This is a genomic window from Telluria sp. ZT3P25 (assembly GCF_059685895.1).
Genome location: NZ_JCASIJ010000001.1, coordinates 3,586,370 through 3,605,904, shown reverse-complemented (window position 1 = coordinate 3,605,904; position 19,535 = coordinate 3,586,370). Strand labels below are relative to the sequence as shown.

21 protein-coding genes and 1 pseudogene are annotated in these 19,535 nt (G+C 62.5%); 3 read left to right on the top strand and 19 right to left on the bottom strand.

What is annotated here, in order from left to right; translation table 11 throughout:
* Positions 1–101 precede the first annotated feature (101 nt).
* The gene (locus AC56LY_RS15980; RefSeq protein WP_499581085.1) at positions 102–2,354 is read right to left on the bottom strand and encodes a family 1 glycosylhydrolase; all 2,253 of its coding nucleotides are present in this window, start codon (positions 2,352–2,354) and stop codon (positions 102–104) included.
* Between the two features lie 180 nt (positions 2,355–2,534).
* On the opposite strand from AC56LY_RS15980, the gene AC56LY_RS15975 reads away from it, so the two are divergent.
* A complete protein-coding gene (locus AC56LY_RS15975) occupies positions 2,535–2,786 on the top strand; it encodes a hypothetical protein (protein ID WP_499581083.1) in 252 nt (83 codons plus the stop codon).
* Here AC56LY_RS15975 and AC56LY_RS15970 read toward each other — a convergent pair.
* The 18 genes and pseudogenes from AC56LY_RS15970 to AC56LY_RS15885 form a co-directional block, all read right to left on the bottom strand.
* Positions 2,783–3,736 carry a zinc ribbon domain-containing protein gene (locus tag AC56LY_RS15970; protein ID WP_499581081.1) on the bottom strand — a complete coding sequence of 318 codons (954 nt, stop codon included), beginning with the start codon at positions 3,734–3,736 and terminating at the stop codon, positions 2,783–2,785. The two genes, AC56LY_RS15975 and AC56LY_RS15970, sit on opposite strands and share 4 nt — an antisense overlap.
* Positions 3,737–3,820: 84 nt before the next feature.
* Entirely contained in the window at positions 3,821–3,973 is a 153-nt protein-coding gene (locus AC56LY_RS15965; protein WP_499581079.1) for a hypothetical protein, read from the bottom strand.
* Between the two features lie 14 nt (positions 3,974–3,987).
* On the bottom strand, positions 3,988–4,500 hold the full coding sequence (locus AC56LY_RS15960; protein ID WP_499581077.1) for a hypothetical protein: 513 nt from the start codon (positions 4,498–4,500) through the stop codon (positions 3,988–3,990).
* Entirely contained in the window at positions 4,478–4,750 is a 273-nt protein-coding gene (locus tag AC56LY_RS15955) for an acyltransferase family protein (protein ID WP_499581075.1), read from the bottom strand. The genes AC56LY_RS15960 and AC56LY_RS15955 overlap by 23 nt, the downstream gene beginning before the upstream one ends.
* 350 nt (positions 4,751–5,100) lie before the next feature.
* Entirely contained in the window at positions 5,101–7,512 is a 2,412-nt protein-coding gene (locus tag AC56LY_RS15950) for a catalase (RefSeq protein WP_499581073.1), read from the bottom strand.
* Between the two features lie 231 nt (positions 7,513–7,743).
* Positions 7,744–8,643 (bottom strand): sensor histidine kinase, encoded by a 900-nt coding sequence (locus AC56LY_RS15945; protein ID WP_499581071.1) that lies wholly within the window; start codon positions 8,641–8,643, stop codon positions 7,744–7,746.
* A gap of 273 nt (positions 8,644–8,916) precedes the next feature.
* Positions 8,917–9,537, bottom strand: coding sequence for an HD domain-containing protein (locus AC56LY_RS15940; protein WP_499581069.1), 621 nt, complete (start codon positions 9,535–9,537; stop codon positions 8,917–8,919).
* Positions 9,538–9,587: 50 nt separating this feature from the next.
* On the bottom strand, positions 9,588–10,019 hold the full coding sequence (locus AC56LY_RS15935; protein ID WP_499581067.1) for an STY0301 family protein: 432 nt from the start codon (positions 10,017–10,019) through the stop codon (positions 9,588–9,590).
* Positions 10,020–10,022: 3 nt separating this feature from the next.
* Positions 10,023–10,277, bottom strand: a pseudogene (locus AC56LY_RS15930) (BPSL0067 family protein); the annotation flags it as partial.
* Positions 10,278–10,419: 142 nt separating this feature from the next.
* A complete protein-coding gene (locus AC56LY_RS15925; protein WP_499581065.1) occupies positions 10,420–10,911 on the bottom strand; it encodes an Hcp family type VI secretion system effector in 492 nt (163 codons plus the stop codon).
* 172 nt (positions 10,912–11,083) lie between these two features.
* Positions 11,084–12,547, bottom strand: coding sequence for a ribonuclease G (gene rng / locus AC56LY_RS15920; protein ID WP_499503629.1), 1,464 nt, complete (start codon positions 12,545–12,547; stop codon positions 11,084–11,086).
* A 78-nt stretch (positions 12,548–12,625) separates the two neighbouring features.
* A complete protein-coding gene (locus AC56LY_RS15915; RefSeq protein WP_499581063.1) occupies positions 12,626–13,243 on the bottom strand; it encodes a Maf family protein in 618 nt (205 codons plus the stop codon).
* Positions 13,244–13,302: 59 nt separating this feature from the next.
* A complete protein-coding gene (gene rlmH / locus AC56LY_RS15910; RefSeq protein WP_183556438.1) occupies positions 13,303–13,773 on the bottom strand; it encodes a 23S rRNA (pseudouridine(1915)-N(3))-methyltransferase RlmH in 471 nt (156 codons plus the stop codon).
* Positions 13,774–13,779: 6 nt separating this feature from the next.
* Complete coding sequence (gene rsfS, locus AC56LY_RS15905) at positions 13,780–14,508, bottom strand: ribosome silencing factor (protein ID WP_499581061.1); 729 nt, start codon at positions 14,506–14,508, stop codon at positions 13,780–13,782.
* Positions 14,508–15,173, bottom strand: a complete 666-nt coding sequence (locus AC56LY_RS15900; RefSeq protein ID WP_499581059.1) for a nicotinate-nucleotide adenylyltransferase — start codon at positions 15,171–15,173, stop codon at positions 14,508–14,510. Before AC56LY_RS15900 ends, rsfS begins: the two co-directional genes overlap by 1 nt.
* Entirely contained in the window at positions 15,170–16,081 is a 912-nt protein-coding gene (hemF, locus tag AC56LY_RS15895) for an oxygen-dependent coproporphyrinogen oxidase (protein WP_499581057.1), read from the bottom strand. The genes AC56LY_RS15900 and hemF overlap by 4 nt, the downstream gene beginning before the upstream one ends.
* 81 nt (positions 16,082–16,162) lie before the next feature.
* Positions 16,163–17,428, bottom strand: coding sequence for a phosphoribosylamine--glycine ligase (gene purD, locus AC56LY_RS15890; RefSeq protein WP_499581055.1), 1,266 nt, complete (start codon positions 17,426–17,428; stop codon positions 16,163–16,165).
* Positions 17,429–17,441: 13 nt separating this feature from the next.
* Entirely contained in the window at positions 17,442–18,167 is a 726-nt protein-coding gene (locus AC56LY_RS15885; RefSeq protein ID WP_183556443.1) for a YebC/PmpR family DNA-binding transcriptional regulator, read from the bottom strand.
* Positions 18,168–18,353: 186 nt separating this feature from the next.
* Here AC56LY_RS15885 and AC56LY_RS15880 point away from each other — a divergent pair, with 186 nt between their 5' ends.
* Positions 18,354–19,331, top strand: a complete 978-nt coding sequence (locus AC56LY_RS15880; RefSeq protein ID WP_499581053.1) for a quinone oxidoreductase family protein — start codon at positions 18,354–18,356, stop codon at positions 19,329–19,331.
* Positions 19,328–19,480, top strand: coding sequence for a hypothetical protein (locus AC56LY_RS15875; RefSeq protein WP_183556445.1), 153 nt, complete (start codon positions 19,328–19,330; stop codon positions 19,478–19,480). The genes AC56LY_RS15880 and AC56LY_RS15875 overlap by 4 nt, the downstream gene beginning before the upstream one ends.
* The last annotated feature ends 55 nt before the right edge of the window (positions 19,481–19,535 follow it).

Below are 19,535 nucleotides of genomic sequence, written 5' to 3'. Positions count from 1 at the left end.
GCCCATGCGGTGATGGGTTGCCGCCAGATCATCCGGCACGAATCGGAACCGGTAACGATCACCGCGTGGACGGGGAACCCGTCCACCCTACAAGTCGACCGTCAGCGCGCGTAATGCGCCGCCTCTCCCGCCTGCCGGATCCCGGCGCCGCCGGCAGCTTCCTGTACCGCATGCGCATAGCGCTGCAGCGCATCGTCCAGCGATGGCAGCAGCAGCGCACGTTCGCTGCCCAGCGCACTGAACGCCGGGCGTTGTGCAGGATAATCCAGAGCGTCAGCCGCAACCTCCTGCACGCCGTCCGCCGACATCCCCGCTGCCGCGCAGGCGCGCCGCGCCAGCTCGGCCCAGCTCACCGCGTCGCCATTGGTCAGGTGCCAGATGCCGCGCTCGCGGTCGATCATCAGATCGAGCGCGACCTTCACCAGATCCGGCACATAGGTCGGCGAGACGATCATGTCGCGCGCAGCCTGAAACGGCTCGCCATTGGTCAGCGCGCCCAGCGCCTGGGTCACGAAGTTGTGCCGGTCCCATGGCCCGAAGAACGCGCTGGTGCGGATCACGAGCGCCTGCGGATCGGCGTCGAGCACGCGGGTTTCGGCATCGAGCTTGCTGCGTCCGTAGACGCCCAGCGGATTGGTCGCATCTGATTCGACATACGGCGCGCCCTTGGCGCCATCGAACACCAGGTCGCTCGAGAACGTCATGAAGCGCAGCGCGTGGCGCATAGCGGCCAGGGCCAGCACGGTCGGGCCCAGCGTGTTTTCGCGCATGCAGCGCTCGCTGTCGGTCTCGGCCTCGTCGACCCGAACGAAGCCGCCCGCATTGATGATTGCCCACGGCTTGAAACGCACGATTGCCGCGTCCACCGAGGCCGGGTCGGTGATGTCCATTTCTTGCCGCGTGAGTGCGTGGCAGGCCAGGTTGCGCGCTTCGCAGATGCGCTTGAAGGCGGCGCCCAGCGTGCCGGTCGCGCCCGTGATCAGGATCGGCTGCACGGGCGCCGACTTGAACTGGCTGCGCACGGCAATGTCGGCCACCGCCGTGCGGGTGGCCACGGGTTTGCACCAGAAGCGGCCCGGCCGACGCCACCAGCCTTCGCCCTGCAAGACCGGATTGGACAGCGCGCGTTTGCTGGCCAGTTCGCGCATCAGGGTTGCCAGCGCGGTAGGGCGGGGCGTGGGCGAGCGCACGTCGAACGGGCCCGGCTCGTAGTAGCCGTGGCAGGCGGTCACCAGGCTGTTCCAGTCGAACGAACCCAGCAGCGCCCAGACCGTGACTGCGCGGATGTCGGCGCCCTGCTGGCGTGCCTTGAGTGCGGCGTTCCAGATTTCGACGAGCCAGCGCAGCTGGTCTTCGCGGTTGGCATCGATGTGCGCTTCGGTGATCGCGATCGGGATGCCGTAACGTTCCCAGGTTTCCATCAACAGCGGGGCAATGCCGGGCGTGGGCGTGGCCAGTGCGCGCGGCGCCTCGATGTCGGCATGCGCTACGCCCCGGTAGGTGTGGCGGTGGCTCTCGGGGTAGCGTTCAGGGCGATGGTCGAGCCAGCGCTCGCTGGTGACGTAATAGTTCACGCCGATCACGTCGGGCGGGCACGGGTTGTCGCGGAACCAGCGCAGCTCGTCAACCGTGGCGCCCGAGTCGAGCAGGTAGTCCCACAGCTTGTGGCCCGTGTCGACCATCCCGCACAGCAGGTCCCAGGCCAGCCAGCGGCGCTCGTTGAAGTAGTTCGCGATGTCCTGCATCTCGGGCGTGCCGTAGGTCTTGGACAGATCGTCGGTCTGGACCAGCTTGGCAGCCGGGTTGACGGCGCGGATCGCGCGCATCGACAGCACCGTCGCGCGGCACTGGATCAGCAGGGCGCGGATGAACGTGGCTTCGTCGCCGCCATGCGGGTACCAGACACCGGCCAGGCCCGAGAAGCGCGCCGTGGTGCAGATCTCGTTGACGGGCGTGTAGTGCTCGACCCACGGATAGCGCGCGGCCACGGCGCCGGCATATTCGGCCAGCTGGTCGGGGAAGGCGGGATCGACAAGGCTCGTGTGACGGGGCCCGCTGCCATGGTGGATCAGGCCGACGATCGGGTTGACCCCGAGGTCGCGCAGCGCCGGCAAGCGCTCGTCGGCCCACGACCAGTCGGCCTTGTCGATGCCGTCGGGCGCCGTGCGCTCCCACAGCACCGGGTAGCGGATCGCCTGGATGCCAAGCGATGCGAAGCGTTCAATATCTTGCAGGCGGCCAGCGTGGCCGTTGCGGTCCATCTGGCTGAAGTAGTCGTCGCGGACGCGGTTAACCGTGCATTCGAGCCCGCCCCACAGGGCAAGGTCGGGCTGGGAATCGGTGCGAAGAGTCATGAAAGCTTACCTGCATAGTGAACATGACAACAGACTAACGTTCGCAGGAGGCTCACTATGTTAAGTGGTTCACATAGCGGGCAGTTTTCGGACCAGTCCTACTTCCTGGCAGCGGTTTTTTGGGTAGCGTGCCCATTCTGCAGATGGGAACGATTTCGGGCGACAATGTACGGACTCACAATGCAGGAGAAATCAATGTATATGGTGTACTGGACGATCGTGGATGGCGCCGCCGCCCACCCGCAGGCGCAGGGCTTCGATACGACCGAGATGGTCCCGGCAATGGGCTTCATGGAGGCGCTGCGCAAGCGCCAGCGCGATGGCGAAGGCATCCGCTTCATCACCATGTGTTCGGAGCATCCGGACGTGGTGGGCCACCCTGGCGTGGACGTTACCGGTGCCGATTACAGCTGGAAGAAGCGGCGCAGTTAGCGCGCTGGATCGTTCATGCCGGTCAAGCTCACGACCTGGCCGTCGGCGCGCACGACGCCATTCTGGAGCACGATCGTCGATGCCCGGTTCACGTCCGGCAGCTTGATGGTGATGGTGTCGCCGCGCTGCGCGATGCTGCCTTGCGCGGCGCAGGTGCCGAACAGCGGCGTGGGCGTGACGCCGGCCGCGTCGGCGAGCAGGAAGTAGAACAGCGTCTCGCAACTGTTGCCGCGCCCGCCGCTGCTGGCGATCAGGATCGCTTCCTTGCCGCCCGATAGCGGGAAGCTGCGCAGCGGGAACTGCCAGCGTGCATCTTCGCCCGTGAACAGGGCCTGACCATCGAGCAGCAGCGCGCCGGTGCCATCGGCGCCGGTCTTGCGTTCCAGCAGCCCCGCCACCGTGCGCAGCGACGTCGGCAGGTTGTCGGCATTGCTGTCGAGGATGCTACCGCCAGCGAGCGGCGCGGCGTTCGCGGCCTGGTCGGCAGCGCGCTGTCCCTCCTGCTCGCGTGTCGTGTAGTCGTCATACGCGGGGCCGCCGATGGCTGCGAGGGCGCCGACAATCAGTGCGACCACCATGATGCCGACGCCCCATTGCGACCACCTGCGCTGAACGCGGTTGAAGTGCTCCAGGCTGTCCCACTGCTTGTTTTTCCAGGCCATCTCGCGGCCCTTGAACCCCAGCCAGAACGCCATGATCCAGCCCACGTACGGTATCACTGCCAGCAGGCCGATCCAGGAGCGGTTGCCGATGGCCCAGATCCAGTTCAGCAAGAATGCGCCCCAGCTCCAGCCCTTCACACCGTCGGGAATGCCACCCTCATCGGTGCTGTAGATCGATGGTTTGTCGAGGTTGACGGATGGCGAGGCATTGACCGCTGCCGTCTTGCCGCAGACGGCGCACGCAGCAGCATCCGGCGCCATCGGGGCGCCGCAGTGAGAACAGAACATGGGGAGGCTTTCTGAAAGTGGGTGAGGGGCACAGATCGATTATAGCGATCGTTGCACTGCAGGAAACTCACCCAATTCCACGGATCAGATCTTCAGGGCCGCGCGCTGCACCGGGCCTGCACTGCGCGGCGGCCCCCGTACCGCTGCCGGCCTGGTGCTGGCACCGGTCATCGTCTTGAAGACGCGTGGCATCGTTCCGATCGCAAGCTGATACACGGCCACCAGGATGGCGCTCACGATCAGCGGCGCCATCACCCAGGGTAGGGAATGGCGCTGCCGTAGCGGCCATACAGGATCCAGGTGAGCATCAAGATCGGTGCATGGCCCAGGAACAGGAAAAAGCTGTATTTGCTCATGCTTGCCAGCCACACGCCGGACCGCGTGCTGGCCGCCCAGGCGGTTGTCGGCCAGAGCAGGAACGGCGCAGCCAGGTGGTGTCTTCCACCCGGAAATACAGGATGGCGAGGTAGGCGAGCAGGAAAGTGACAAACAGGATGCCGGCGTGGCGATCGAGATAGCGCAAATCCCACGCCCGCACTGCTGCCATGCCGCCAATGTAAAACTTGTACGGCCATCAGATTGCGCTGCAGCAGATGCCTGTCGAAATCGCCCATGAAGACGACTGACACGAGCACTAGCCCGGCCCAGGCAGTCCTGCGCATCAACCAGCCGAACAGGGGCGCGAGCAGGATCAGCACGATCAGGTCGCACAGAAAATTCAGTGGGTAATTGATGGGCGAGTCAGTCAGACCAAAACGCCGCATTCAACCAGCCTGTCGCATCGAACGGCCACAGGTTGGCTGACAAGTGCATGCCGCCAAACATCTCGGCGCCCAGCGCCACGGGTGCCAGTGGCAGGTTAAAGCAAAGGAAGGGAATCAGGATCGTGCGCGCTTTTTTGGTCAGGCAACGTAGCGGTTCCTGATTGATGCAGGATTTGAATAGCAGATAGCCCGAGATCACGGTCAGGACCGGCACACTGGCGCGAAAAACGGCCTTGATCAGGTCAAACATGCCATCGCCGATGGCCGACATGTGCACCTACGCCGGGGCCTGCAACATGATGACACCGAAAATCATGACAATTCGCAAAAACGCGATGCGGTCACCAGTTGCATGGCCGAGGGTGATGGAAAGCCTTTCAGTTATATCGCGTTGGGTGGGCCGACCAACGGTAGTGCACGGCGTGTACTTACCACTTGGTAACAAAATAATAACCAACAGGGTGCGCGAATAATTTGTTCCAGTAAATAGAGCATTTATGAAAAGTTAATAAAAAAAAGACACCGATTGGTGTCTTTTTCTTGCTGCGCTGTCATGAGGCCCATCTGCCCCTGTTGTGAGGGCAGACGGGCTGGACTGACTTACACCGACGGTGGATCGGTTTCGCGGGCAAACACGCGGAAGCCGGCCAGTGCCGTCTTGAACGCTGCCAAGGCAGCATCGGCATTGGCAGCATCACCCATGATCAGGCCCGGATCATCCGAACCGTCTGGCAGCGTGGTCGGGATCATGGCCTTGGTCAGCAGGTCCGAACCGGCGCCGAACACGAGGATCGGCTTGCCGTGACGGTATTGCTCGCGCAGGAATTCCAGCACCTGTGCGTTCTTGGCCAGCGTAGCCACGGCCTGGTCGCCATCCGGCACGATCACGGCGTCGTACATGACCGATGGGCCAGCTTCGACAGAGATCTCGACGTCGATCGGGTCGCCGTCAAGCGCCTTGACCTTGCCCAGCATGTTACCGACCATGCGTGGCACGGCGCCGTCCTTGAGCAGGCTGCCATACTGGCTCTTGACTGCCTTGTCATCGACGCCCGACGCGATCAGCACGGCGACGCGGCGGCCTTTGATGCCGGTGACGCCTGGACGGCTCATCAGCGACAGCGCTGGCGATGGCGGATAGGTTGGAATCGGCGCACTGGTTGCCAGTGGCAGCGGTGCCGGCACATCCATGCCCAGACCTTCAGCCACGCGGGACACCAGCACGTCATCGACGTTGGCCAGCAGCGCCAGCACACGCTCGCGCACTGCCGGCGTCTGCACACGGGTCAGCTCGAAACGGAATGCGTTGACGATGTGGTTCTTCTCGGCCGTGGTCTGGCTCTGCCAGAACAGACGCGCCTGCGAGTAGTGGTCAGCAAACAGTTCAGGATTGCCGCGCACTTTGTCCGCTGCAATCGTCTCAGGGAAGCTGGTGAAGCCTGCAGGACCAGCCTGGTAAGGCACACCGCCGCCCAGCGAATTCGGTTCGTAGTTCACGCGGCCACGGTTGATGGCCTGGCGATGGAAACCGTCGCGCTGGTTGTTCTGGATCTGAACGATCGGCGAGTTGATCGGGATCTCGTGGAAGTTCGGGCCGCCCAGACGGGTCAGCTGGGTATCCTGGTACGAGAAGTTACGACCTTGCAGCAGCGGATCGTTCGAGAAGTCGATACCCGGCACAACGTGCGAAGTACAGAATGCGACTTGCTCGGTTTCGGCAAAGAAGTTGTCCGGGTTGCGGTCCAGCACCATCTTGCCGACCGGGGTCAGCGGCACCAGTTCTTCCGGGATCAGCTTGGTCGAATCGAGCACGTCGAACGGGAAGCTGGCAGCTTGTTCTTCGGTAAAGATCTGCAGGCCCAGTTCCCATTCAGGGAAGTTACCGGCTTCAATGGCTTCCCACAGGTCGCGGCGGTGGAAGTCGGAATCGGCGCCCGAGATGCGGACGGCTTCATCCCACACCAGCGAGTGCGTACCCTGCATTGGCGTCCAGTGGAATTTCACGAAACGCGCTTCGCCCTGTGCATTGATCAGGCGGAACGTGTGCACGCCGAAGCCCTGCATCGTGCGGTAGCTGCGCGGAATGGCGCGGTCCGACATCGTCCACATCAGCATGTGCGCGATTTCCGGCGACAGCGAAGCGAAGTCCCAGAACGTGTCGTGGGCAGTGGCTGCCTGCGGCATTGCGTGATGCGGTTCCGGCTTGGCTGCGTGCACCAGGTCAGGGAACTTCATGGCGTCCTGGATGAAGAACACCGGGATGTTGTTACCCACCAGATCCCAGTTGCCTTCTTCGGTATAGAACTTGACTGCGAAACCGCGCACGTCGCGTGCGGTGTCGGTCGAACCACGCTCACCGGCCACGGTCGAGAAGCGCAGGAACACTGGCGTGCGCTTGCCCTTCTTGGCGAACGGGATGGCGCGGGTCAGCGAGCTGAAGTTGTCGTAGGATTCGAAATAACCGTGCGCGGCCGAGCCGCGTGCGTGCACGACGCGCTCAGGAATGCGCTCATGGTCGAAATGGCTGATCTTTTCGCGCAGGACGAAGTCTTCGAGCAGGGTCGGACCACGCAGGCCGGCCTTCAGCGAATGCTGGTTGTCCGAGACCGGGACGCCCTGGTTCGTCGTCAGGTGACGGTCGGCCGGGTCAACGCGCACGCGGTCGAGCGGGTCGACGGTGGCGTTTTCGCCTTTTGGCGGATTGCCGTCGCCGACTTTGTCATTGGCGACGATTTCGGTCGACGTGCTGCCAGTGGCGGCGTGGGTCGACGGCTTGAAGGTTTCGCCGACTGCTGGCGTACGCGACGCATCGCCGTATTCGCTGGCCTTGTTGGCATTGAATGGACGTGCCGCTGCGAGCTCTTGCTCAGCAGGGATTTTATCGAGCAGACGATCCGCGATCGGGTTGCTGACGCCAAGGCTCTGAGGCGGCTTGGCATCGGATGGACCGGCTACCGTGCTCAGGACCGATCCGGCGCCATCGAATGAGCTGGGATGCTTTGATGTTGGCATGCTGTTCCTTGTTTGTTGTAGAGATAATTAAACTCCCAATAACATAGCCCAGCACGTTGCCCCTCCACTGTGAGTTCACACACACACAGGAGGATCAGTATTTTATTATTCCTATGATATCGATCAACATTTTCAATTGATGACTTGCTCAGTAATAAACAAGATAGTCGTGCAGCATTGATGCAGACTGGGCGAGCAGTGCAGCATCGCAATAAGGGTGTCAGCAAGCCACTAGCTCAGCCGATCGACGCCCTCCGTGCTTGCATGTATGGACACCAATGGCAGGCGCACGACGAGGCGCACGCCTTGTGCACGGGCACTGTCGATGGTCAAGTTGCCGCCATGGGCAGCGACTTGTTCCTGCTGCGTCACAAGGCCAAGGCTGCCTGGCTTGCGTGGCGCCTGCGGAGTGAATCCGACGCCGTTGTCACTGATGCTCAGTTCGAGCATGCCCTCAGTGGCGACCAGGTGCAGCTGAACGTGGCTGGCAGACGAATGACGACACACGTTGTCGAGCGACTCGCGCAGCACGCGGTATAAGCTCATCAGGATGTCTTCATCGATCTGCAGATCGTCGAGACGCCCGTCAGCCTGCACGTCGCACGCAATGCCGTTCGCGCGCGTGAACTTGCGCGCTTCGATTTCCAGCGTGGCCACGACGCCCAGCTCAAGGCCGACAGGCCCTAACTCGCTCAGCAGGTGCTTGACGGTGCGCAGCGTCTCGTCGACATTGCCCAGCGCTGCGCTCACCCAATCGTGCAGGCGGCCATGGTGGTCGTTCGTTTGCCGGTGCAGGGTGACGATGTCGAGCCGCAAGGCCAGCAGGTTCTGGCCAAGGCAATCGTGGATCTCGCGCGAGATCCGCTTGCGCTCGGCCTCACTGCTGGCGCGCTGGTGGGCCAGTAACGCATGCAGTTGCTGCTCGGATGCGCGTAACGAGGCTTCGGTATGTTGGCAGGCGATGATCTTTTCGACCAGCGCCAGGTTGACGAGCATTTGCCCTTCGGTCAACTGTCGCATGGACGCTTCGAGTCCGTCGTCGGCAACCACGTCGGCATAGCGCGACGGCGCCAATGCATCGCGCAGTTGGTCCGGTGCTTTGCTGTGACGATTGCGGAGTCGGGTTCGCATGGCAATCACCTGTGGTTCACGCGCGAAAAAGAGAGGAGTTTTCTGCTGCCTGTTGTGAGACGCTAAGTATTTTGCTGATGCAAGTCAAGCGGAACCGATGGGAACGCACGCAGAATCACGCGCGCATGTTGGGTGCGTGCTCCAATCGAGGGCAGCAGTAACGGCGCACCATGCAGCTTGGATGGACTGGATCTCAATAGGTTTGCAGGCACATTCGTCAAGCAGGCTGCAATCGATCTGGATCAATCTTGCTGCCTGTTGATGGATCGTTGTTCAGAGCGACGAAATGGCCTTGGCCAGATTGGCCTTGGCCGGCTGCTCAAGGCGCTGCGCGACGGCTGGCGTCGTGTATATCTGCTTGCGGTCGAGAAAGCCCTGCAGCACGGCGCGGCGCTTGACGGCGTAGACCTGCGGCGGCACCCATGCGTATTCGGCGCCGATCTGGCGCGTGTACTCAGCAAAGCGCACGGCGGGCGCGCCCAGGATGGCCAGGTCGATGTCGACCAGCAAAGCCTGATCCGGCGAGGCGGGCAGGGCAGTGTGGCAGGTGGCCATGATCAGGTCATGCACGCGTTGGCAGCGGGCCGCATCGACGCCGCCGGTCGCCAATGCTTCAGTGGCCCAGTGCGCCGAGCGTGCTTCGTTATCGTGGCACTGTACGTCGTAGATAGCGTCGTGGAACCACAGGGCCAGTTCGATGTCGGCAGGCTGTTCGGCGTGTGCCCGCAGCGTCTCGGACAGCGCCAGGCATTCGGTGAGGTGTTGCAGTGTGTGGTAGTGGCGCTGGGGCTCGTCCCACGCGCGCAGCAGTTGCTCGCACAAGTCGGAGGGCGGGGCCAGGTTCAGCACTGCCCAGGTTGCAAGCCAGCGTGCGAGGTTACGTTGATGGGGCATCAATGATGAATGGGTCAGCTGAACACCTTGTTCCTGGGAGGTGCGCGACGCTATCGACATCTGACGTCGACCTGCGTCTCTCCGGCATGGGCGCCTTTCATGCCTGTCACCGTGCATGTGGTGATCTCATCAGGCAGCCGTTTCGCCAACGATACCTCGCCGAATGCACCGTAGTCGCACCTGAGCCATTTACCGTCAGGGTACTGACCATCCAGTGCGTATGTCCGTCTCCAACCTGTTTTGGTTCTCGTCGCATCGCGTTCACGAAGCACGCCGAGACGTTCCGGCGGACCATCAGCCGGCGCAGCGCTGCTCAAGTACAGCGGCGAAGAGACAAACGGTGTCCACTCCTCATCAGGCGCGGCCAGGTGAAGGGATGCCTCAGGGATCGATTGGGGACATACATAGCTTGTTGGCGCTGCGTGGGACACGAGGTGGGCCAACAGCAAAGTCACAGTTGCGGCTGCACATTGAATTTTCATGGATCACTCGATCACGAAAAATGCATCGGCATTGTTGGACGGGTCGATAAAGTTGCCATTGCTATCTTTCCCTTTTCGACGGATGAAGCGCTTGCCGATTGCGGCCTTTGAACGCCACTGATCCATTATGTAAATGCCGTCAGATACTTGTCCCATATAAAAGGCAGCGTGGTTACCATGAGACTGATTCGCATATCTGCCGTTGACAAAGGTCGCTATCGCAGTGCCCTGCGCAAGGCTGTTGGCGCTAACGACGTTGTCACCTTGCCGCTAGTTGCCGGTCCATCCAACGGACGTGTGATTTTTGACGAGCGTAACACACTCGCCGTTCCCCTCCTTGGGCTTCCCTTCGAGGCTTCGAACGGCCGAATAAACTGTTGACATGATTCTCTCCTGTCGCTCAGCAGATACGATTAACAGCCAGATCCCATCCGCCGGCAGTGAGGCCTTTGGCACCACCACCAACCTTCTGCTGTGTATATCGCCATTTCACCTTCGAGTATTTGAGGCTCAAATGCTCAGACAAAATTTCGCCTTCGTTGATTTCAGGCGCTACTTCGCTCACCAGGACATTGGTCATTTCAACTTCAAAGTACTTGATCCGTTCGCCAAACCCATCGGCACGGAAAAACTCAAGGCGACCGGAGGGAATAGTCCTTCCCATTGCACAGTGTTGAAGAAGGATTGGCGTGGCCAAGTCGGAGATTTTTCGAAGTGCCAAGCTGGAATGTTCACAACGCTCCGCGGTGTGACCGCCTCCCGTGGAACTGGTAGCAGATTTAGGCTGAACGATCATCCAGTCAGCCATCGTGCATTCAATCCAACCTAGGTGCTGACTATCGGCGGATTCGCCCTTGATACCGTCTAACTGAAGATACACATCGATGGCCATGGAAGCTCCTTTAAAGGGCTTCAATGTTGCAGCGAAGTCTCTCCACTAATATTGAAATGACGCAAGGGCGCTTAACATGCGATCTCGTCGCTGCTAGCCGATGAATGGCGTGGGCAACGCAAAAGCGCGTGTCTGGTGATCAGAAATGCGCGATCAGCCTTGCCCATAATTTCTACATCAAAATCACATCGTACTGTTCCTGGTGATACCCCTTCTCGACCTGCAGCGAAATGCGCTTGCCGATGAAGTCCCCCAGCATGGCCAGGTGCTGCGACTCTTCTTCCAGGAACAAATCGATCACCTCTTGCGAGGCGACGATGCGGAACTCGCGCGGGTTGAACTGCTTGGCTTCGCGCAGCAGTTCGCGCAGGATTTCGTAGCAGATCGTGCGGCTGGTTTTCACCTGGCCCTTGCCCGAGCAGGCCGGGCAAGGTTCGCACAGGATGTGGGCCAGCGATTCGCGCGTGCGCTTCCTCGTCATTTCCACCAGGCCCAGCGCCGAGAAATTACTTACGGAGACCTTGGTGCGGTCGCGCGCCAGGGTTTTCTTCAGCTCGGCCAGCACCTGGTTGCGGTGCTCGTTGTTCTCCATGTCGATGAAGTCGAGGATGATGATGCCGCCCAGATTGCGCAGGCGCAGCTGGCGCGCGATGGCGTGCGCCGATTCGAGATTCGTCTTGAAGATCGTGTCGGCGAAATTGCGCCCGCCGACGTAGCCACCCGTGTTGACGTCGATGGTCGTCATTGCTTCGGTCTGATCGACGATCAGGTAGCCGCCCGATTTCAGGTCGACGCGGCGCCCGAGCGCGCGCAGGATTTCTTCTTCGACGCCGTACAGGTCGAACAGCGGGCGCTCGCCCGTGTAGTGCGCCATGCGCGACAGCACGCTTGGCGTGTAGACCTGGGCGAATTCGACGAGTTTCAGGTAGTTCTCGCGCGAGTCGACCTGGATGGTGGCGGTTTCGTCGTGCACGAAGTCGCGCAGCACGCGCTGGGCAAGCGACAGATCCTGATAGAGCAGGGTGGTCGGTGGCCGGGTGCGGGCGCCCTGCACGATGGCGCCCCAGGTCTTGCGCAGGTAGTCGACGTCGGCGGCCAGGTCGTCGTCCGGTGCTTCTTCGGCCATCGTGCGCACGATGTAACCACCTTTTTCGTCGGGCGGCAGCATGCCTTGCAGACGCGTGCGCAGGCGTTCGCGCTCGCTTTCCTTTTCGATTTTCTGCGAGATGCCGATGTGCTGGTCTTGCGGCAGGTACACCAGCATGCGCCCGGCGATGGAAATCTGGGTCGACAGGCGCGCGCCCTTGGTGCCGATCGGGTCCTTGATGACCTGGACGGTCAGTACCTGGCCGTCAAACAGCAGCTTTTCAATCGCGGTCGGGGGAACGTTGGCGCCGTCGTGGCTGCGCGCTTCCCAGATGTCGGCCACGTGCAGGAATGCGGCGCGCTCCAGGCCGATGTCGATGAAGGCCGACTGCATGCCTGGCAGCACGCGCACGACCTTGCCCAGATAGACATTTCCCGCCAACCCACGCGTGAGCGTGCGCTCGATGTGCAGTTCCTGCACCGCGCCTTGCAAGACCAGCGCGACGCGTGTTTCCTGCGGCGTGATGTTGATAAGAATATCTTCGTTCATGGACCCTGCCGCACGTATTGTTCAGGGTGATCATGATACACGCTCACGGCGCATCGCCGGGGTGGGAAGGCGATCAATTCAGACCGTCAGGCCCGCCTTGCGCAGCAAACTGGCGGTCTCGAACAGGGGCAGGCCCATGATGCCGGAGTGGCTGCCTTCGATGTGCTCGATGAACAGCGCCGCAGGGCCCTGGATGCCGTAGCCGCCGGCCTTGTCGTATGGCTCAGGCGTCGCGCAATAGGCGCGGATCTGTTCCGGCGTGAGCTTGGCAAAGCGCACGTTCGACACTTGTGTGACTTGCTCGGCCACGCGTTCGGCGTGCACGGCAACCGAGGTCAGCACCTGGTGCGTACGGCCCGACAGACGCTCGAGCATGGCGATCGCTTCCCGGTTATCGGCTGGCTTGCCCAGAATCTCGCCATCGATCGTGACAGTGGTGTCTGCCGTCAATACCGGGCGCAGCGGCTGGCGCCGTTGTAGCAGCAGGTTGAAGGCAAACGCGCCTTTTTCCCTGGCAACGCGCGCCACGTAATGGTGCACGTCTTCGTTCGACAGCACGTCTTCACTCACGTCGACCGCGCGGGCCGGATCACTGCGCAGCAGCATCAGCTCGAAGTCAACGCCAATCTGGCGCAGCAATTCGCGTCGGCGCGGGCTTTTCGAAGCGAGGTAAATCTTGTTCTGGTTGTTTCTCATCGATTCGGACGATCAGGCAGGGCTGTCGGGCAGGTAAAGAATTACTGCAGAAGCAAAATTCAGACCCGGTGATAAGGGTGATTCTGGGTGATCGACCAGGCACGATACAGCTGCTCGGCCAGCATGACCCGCACCATACCGTGCGGCAGCGTCATACTGGAAATACGGATCAGGCCCTCGGCACGCGCCTTGAGCTCGGGATCGAGGCCATCGGCGCCGCCGATCAGGAACGCGGTGTCGCGTCCGTCACGTTGCCAGGTTTCCAGCTGCTGCGACAGGCCGACGCTGGTCAGGTCGCGGCCGCGCTCGTCGAGCGCGATGATGCGTACGCCCTTGGGCAAGACCGCTTCGATGCGCTCGCGTTCGAGCGCCATCGCCGTGGCAGCGGTCTTGCTGCCGGACCGTTCGACCGGCTTGATTTCCTTGAGCACGATGCGCAGCTCGGGTGGCATGCGCTTCGTGTACTCGGTGAAACCCGACTCGATCCAGGCCGGCATCTTGTGACCGACCGCGGCAATGATCAATTGCATGGACGCTTACTCGGCATCCTTCTTGATACGACGGATCACTTTCTTGACCGGTGCTTCGACCGCTGGCGCTTCTTTCGGCGCGGCAGCTTTCACGGCGCGCTTTGGCGGCTTGGCCTTGGTTGCTTCGACAGCGGCGGTCTCGGTCTTGCTCGGGCCGACCTTCACGGTCTTGCCGCTTGGGACAGCTTTAGCAGCAACTTTCTTGGCAGCCGGCTTCTTGGCAGCAGCAGGACCTTCGGCAGCGATGGTCTTGGCGACCGTGGCAGCGCGCTTGGCGGCAGGTTTACGTTCGTTGACCGGCTTGGCCTCGACCTTGTCCTGGTTGGCGGCAAGGTGCTTCGACTTCGGTTTGGCTTCGTCGGCTTCAGCGCCTTCGGCGGTCGACTTGCGCTTGGCGGCGCCCAGCTTGACCGGCTTTTCGCCCCAGATTTCTTCGAGACGGTAGTACTGGCGAATGGCCGGCTGCATGATGTGGACGATGATGTCGCCCAGGTCGACCAGCACCCATTCACCGGTGTCCTCGCCTTCCATGCCGATGACGTCGCCGCCGGCAGCCTTGACCTTGTCGCGCACCGATGCGGCCAGCGACTTGGTCTGGCGGTTCGAGGTGCCCGAAACGACCACGATGCGGTCGAACAGGCTGGTCAGGTGCGTCGTGTCGAACATGACGATGTCCTGGCCCTTGACGTCTTCCAATGCGTCGATGACGAGGGTTTGCAGTTTCTTGAGATCCATTAGTTTTTGTACAGGTTATGTTGTTGAATATAGTCTAGCACTTGCGCCATTGCGAGCGCGTTTGCGTCCGCTTCCTGGCCCGCGTGCAAGGCCGCACGAATGCGGCTTGACGAAATGTCGACGTCCAGCGTCGGTGCGAGGCAAACTTTTCCGTGGCTGCTTGCGCGCACGGTGTCGGGCGTCGCAAGGCGCGTCGACAATTCTTGTGCCACCGGTGGTGGCAAGGTTTCTTGCGCCAGGTCGTAACCCGGGCGCGTGGCCACACCCAGGTTGGCCAGCGCGAACAGTTCGCGCCATTCATTCCAGGTATCCAGATTGCGCAGCTGGTCGGCGCCCATCAGGAATACGATCGATGCCTGCGGGCCGAGTTCCCGGCGCAGCGCGCGCAGGGTCTCGACCGTGTAGGTTGGCGTGGTGCGTTCAATTTCCTGCAGGTCAAACACGACGTGCAACTGGTCGTTGTTCAGTGGCCTGAAGGCCAGTTCGAGCATCGCGATGCGATGCGCATCACCGGCTTCCATGCCGTTCTTTTGCCAGGGGCGGCCGGCGGGCAGGATGCGCAATTCGTCCGCCTGCAGCAAGCCGCAAAACAATTGGCCCAGCGCGACGTGGCCGAGGTGCACCGGATCGAAGCTGCCGCCCAGCACGGCGATGCAGGCCGTCACGGCGCGAGCCAGTCCCGGTGCGGCAGGAAGTCGGTCGCCAGGCGCGCTTCCGGGCTGCCCGGCTCGGGGTGCCAGTCGTAGCGCCACTTCACGATCGGCGGCATCGACATCAGGATCGCCTCGGTGCGGCCGCCCGACTGCAGGCCGAACAGCGTGCCGCGGTCCCATACCAGGTTGAACTCGACATAGCGGCCGCGCCGGTAAGCCTGGAAATCGCGCTCACGCTCGCCGTACGGCCGGTCCTTGTGGCGCGCCAGGATCGGCAGGTAGGCCGTGGTGAAGCTGTTGCCGACGCTTTGCATCAGCGCACACGACTGCTCGAAGCCCAGTTCGTTCAGGTCATCGAAAAAGATGCCGCCCACGCCGCGCGCTTCCTTGCGGTGCTTCAGGTAAAAATACTCGTCGCACCAGGTCTTGAAGCGCGGGTGCAGCGTCGGGCCGAACGGTGCCAGCGCATCATGGCAGCTCTGGTGGAAGTGGCGCGCATCGGCCTCGTCGCCGTAATACGGCGTAAGGTCCATGCCGCCGCCGAACCACCAGACCGGCTCTTCGCCGGGCGCGGTCGCTTCGAAAAACCGCACGTTCATGTGGACCGTCGGCGCATACGGATTGCGCGGGTGCAGCACCAGCGACACGCCCATCGCTTCCCAGGCGCGGCCCGCCAGTTCGGGGCGCACGGCGCTGGCCGATGGGGGCAGGGCGGCGCCCATCACGTGCGAGAAGTTCACGCCGCCGCGCTCGAACACATTGCCTTCTTCGATCAGGCGCGAAATGCCGCCGCCGCCTTCGGGCCGTTCCCACGCGTCGCGCAGGAACGGCTTGCCATCGATCTGTTCGAGGTCCTGGACGATACGCGCCTGGAGGTCGAGCAACCAGGCCTTGATGGCTGCGCTATGAAGGGATGGCATGGAACGATCGCGGTCGGGAAATGAAAAGAGCGCAGATTGTACACCTGCGCACGTGGTGGTCACTCGTTGTGAGGGTGGTGCTTACTTAATGCCGCGCCAGCCGATGTCGCGCCGGTACTGCGCGCCATTGAAGTGGATCTTCTCGACCGTTTCGTAGGCGCGCTTCTGCGCCATCTTGACGCTGTCGCCCAGACCCACGACGCATAGCACCCGGCCGCCACTGGCTTGCAGCGTGCCGCCCACGACGCGCGTGCCGGCGTGGAAGGTGACGCATTCGGGTACTTCAGGCGGGATGCCGTCGATGACGTCGCCCTTGCGCGGACTGTCGGGGTAGCCGGCGGCGGCCATTACGACGCCCACGGCGGTGCGGCGGTCCCATTCGAGTTCGACCGTGTCGAGCGTGCCATTGCAGGCGTGTTCGAGCACCGTGGCGAAGTCGCTTTTCAGGCGCGCCATGATCGGCTGGGTTTCCGGGTCGCCCATGCGGCAGTTGAATTCCAGCGTGCGCGGATTGCCGTCGGCATCGATCATCAGGCCAGCGTACAGGAAGCCCGTGAACGGAATGCCGTCGCGCGCCATGCCCTGGATGGTCGGGTTGATGATCTCGCGCATCACGCGCGCATGCATCGACGGCGTGACGATTGGCGCCGGCGAGTACGCGCCCATGCCGCCCGTGTTCGGACCCTGGTCGTGGTCCTTCAGGCGCTTGTGGTCCTGGCTCGTGGCCAGTGCCAGCACGTTCTTGCCATCGCACATGACGATGAAGCTGGCTTCTTCGCCGGCCAGGAATTCTTCGATGACGATGCGTGCGCCGGCGTCGCCAAAGGCGTTATCGGCCAGCATGTGGTCAACGGCGCCGTGTGCTTCTTCGGGCGTCATGGCCACGACGACGCCTTTGCCGGCCGCCAGGCCGTCGGCCTTGATGACGATCGGTGCGCCGTTGGCATCGATGTAGGCGTGGGCAGCAGCAGCGTCCGAGAAGGTTTCGTACTTCGCGGTCGGGATGCCGTGGCGCTGCATGAACGACTTGGCGAAATCCTTCGAGCTCTCGAGCTGCGCGGCTTCGCGGGTGGGGCCGAAGATTTTCAGGCCGCGCGAGCGGAACAGGTTGACGATGCCGGCGGCCAGCGGTACTTCCGGGCCCACCAGTGTCAGCGCGATGTGCTCGGCCGTGACGAAGTCGGCCAGCGCCTGCGGCTCGTGCAGGTCGACCGTCACCAGGCGCGTGTCGAGCTCGGTGCCACCGTTGCCGGGAGCGACGAAGACCGTCTGGACGCGTTCCGATTGGGCCAGTTTCCACGCCAGAGCGTGTTCGCGGCCGCCCGAGCCGACTACGAGAATTTTCATATTGCTTACCAGGTTATTCGTCGATCACGGCGTTGGTGAACACTTCCTGGACGTCGTCCAGGTTTTCCAGTGCATCGAGCAGCTTCTGCATCTTGATCGCGTCGTCGCCCGTGAACACCGTTTCGGTGGCGGGTTTCATGATGACTTCGGCCACTTCGGCCTTGAAGCCGGCCGCTTCGAGCGCTTCTTTCACCGACGCGAAGGCGTGCGGATCGCACAGCACTTCGAAGCCGCCTTCGTCGTCGGCCGCGACATCGTCGGCGCCGGCTTCGAGCGCCGCTTCCATCAGCTTGTCTTCGTCAACGCCCGGCGCGAACAGGAACTGGCCCGTGTGCTGGAACATGAACGCGACCGAACCTTCGGTGCCCATATTGCCGCCGTTCTTGCTGAACGCGTGGCGCACTTCAGCCACCGTGCGTACGCGGTTGTCGGTCAGGCACTCGACGATGATCGCCGCGCCGCCGATGCCATAGCCTTCGTAGCGCACTTCTTCGTAGTTGACGCCTTCGAGCTCGCCCGAACCGCGCTGGATGGCGCGCGTGACGTTATCTTTCGGCATATTCGCATCGGCCGCCTTCTCGACTGCCAGGCGCAGGCGCGGATTGGACGGGATGTCGCTGCCGCCCATGCGCGCGGCGACGGTGATTTCCTTGATCAGGCGCGTCCAGATCTTGCCGCGCTTGGCGTCAGTTGCGGCCTTTTTGTGCTTGATATTGGCCCATTTGCTGTGTCCAGCCATGTCGAGAATTCCTTAGACGGTATGCAAGAGTGGCCGACATTCTAGCATAGCGCCCCCTTGCAAAAAGGTCCAAGGGCCATCATGCCGGGGGCGCGAATCGGCATGGAAACAACAGTCTGGTGCGCCGGTGCTTTCGCCGCCGGCGAGCACGAATACGGTATTCTTGGTGAACACAAAGGAGAACTTATGCACGCCAAAGCAATCCGCATCGCCGCCAATGGCGGCCCCGAGGTCATGGAATATGTCGATGTCGACGTGGGCGCGCCCGGCCCGGGCGAGATCCTGCTGCGCCAGCATGCGATCGGCCTGAACTTCATCGACGTGTATTTTCGCACCGGCCTGTACCCGCAGCCATTGCCCGGCGGGCTGGGCAAGGAAGGCGCGGGCGTGGTCGAGGCGGTGGGCGAGGGCGTGACCAATGTCCAGCCGGGCGACCGCGTCGCGTACGCCGGCGGGCCCAACGGCGCCTACGCCGACCTGCGCGTGATGCCGGCTGCCGTTGTCGTCAAGCTCCCTGACGCGATCTCGTTTGAGACGGCAGCGGCCATGATGCTGCAGGGCCTGACGGTGCAGTACCTGTTTCGCTCGACCTACCCGCTGCAGGCCGGCCAGACGATCCTGTTCCACGCCGCGGCCGGTGGCGTTGGCCTGATCGCCTGCCAGTGGGCGCGCGCCCTTGGCGTGCATCTGATCGGCACGGTCGGCTTTAAGGAAAAGGGCGAGCTGGCGCTGGCGCACGGCGCGGCGCACGTCATCAACTACAACGACGAGGACATCGTGGCGCGTGTGAAAGAAATCACGGGCGGGGCCGGCGTGCCGGTGGTGTACGACTCGGTGGGCAAGGACACGTTTGCCGCGTCGCTCGATTGCCTGCAGCGGCGCGGGCTGATGGTCAGCTTCGGCAATGCGTCCGGCGCCGTGGAACCGTTCACGCCTGGCGAGCTGGCCAAACGCGGTTCGCTGTACATCACGCGCCCGACCCTGTTCGACTACATGACCAACCAGCAGGAAGCCGAGGCGATGTCGGCCGAGCTGTTCGAGATGGTCACGAGCGGCAAGGTGATCATCAACGTCAACCAGACCTTCCCGCTGGCGCAGGCCGCTGAGGCGCACCGCGCGCTGGAAGCACGCCGCACCACCGGTTCGACGGTGCTGCTGCCATGAGGGATACCCGCGACGAGTCACCGTTCACGCCGCCATCGCGCCCGACGGGCGATGGCGCGCCGAAGTTCGGCCGGCTGCTGATCGTGCTGGTGCTGGCCTTGCTGCTGGTCGTGGCGATCACGTTCGGGTCGGAGGCGTATTTCAGCTAGCGGTTAATAGACGAACTAGACGGGCGTAAAAAAAGCCAGGCAGTTTTGCCTGGCT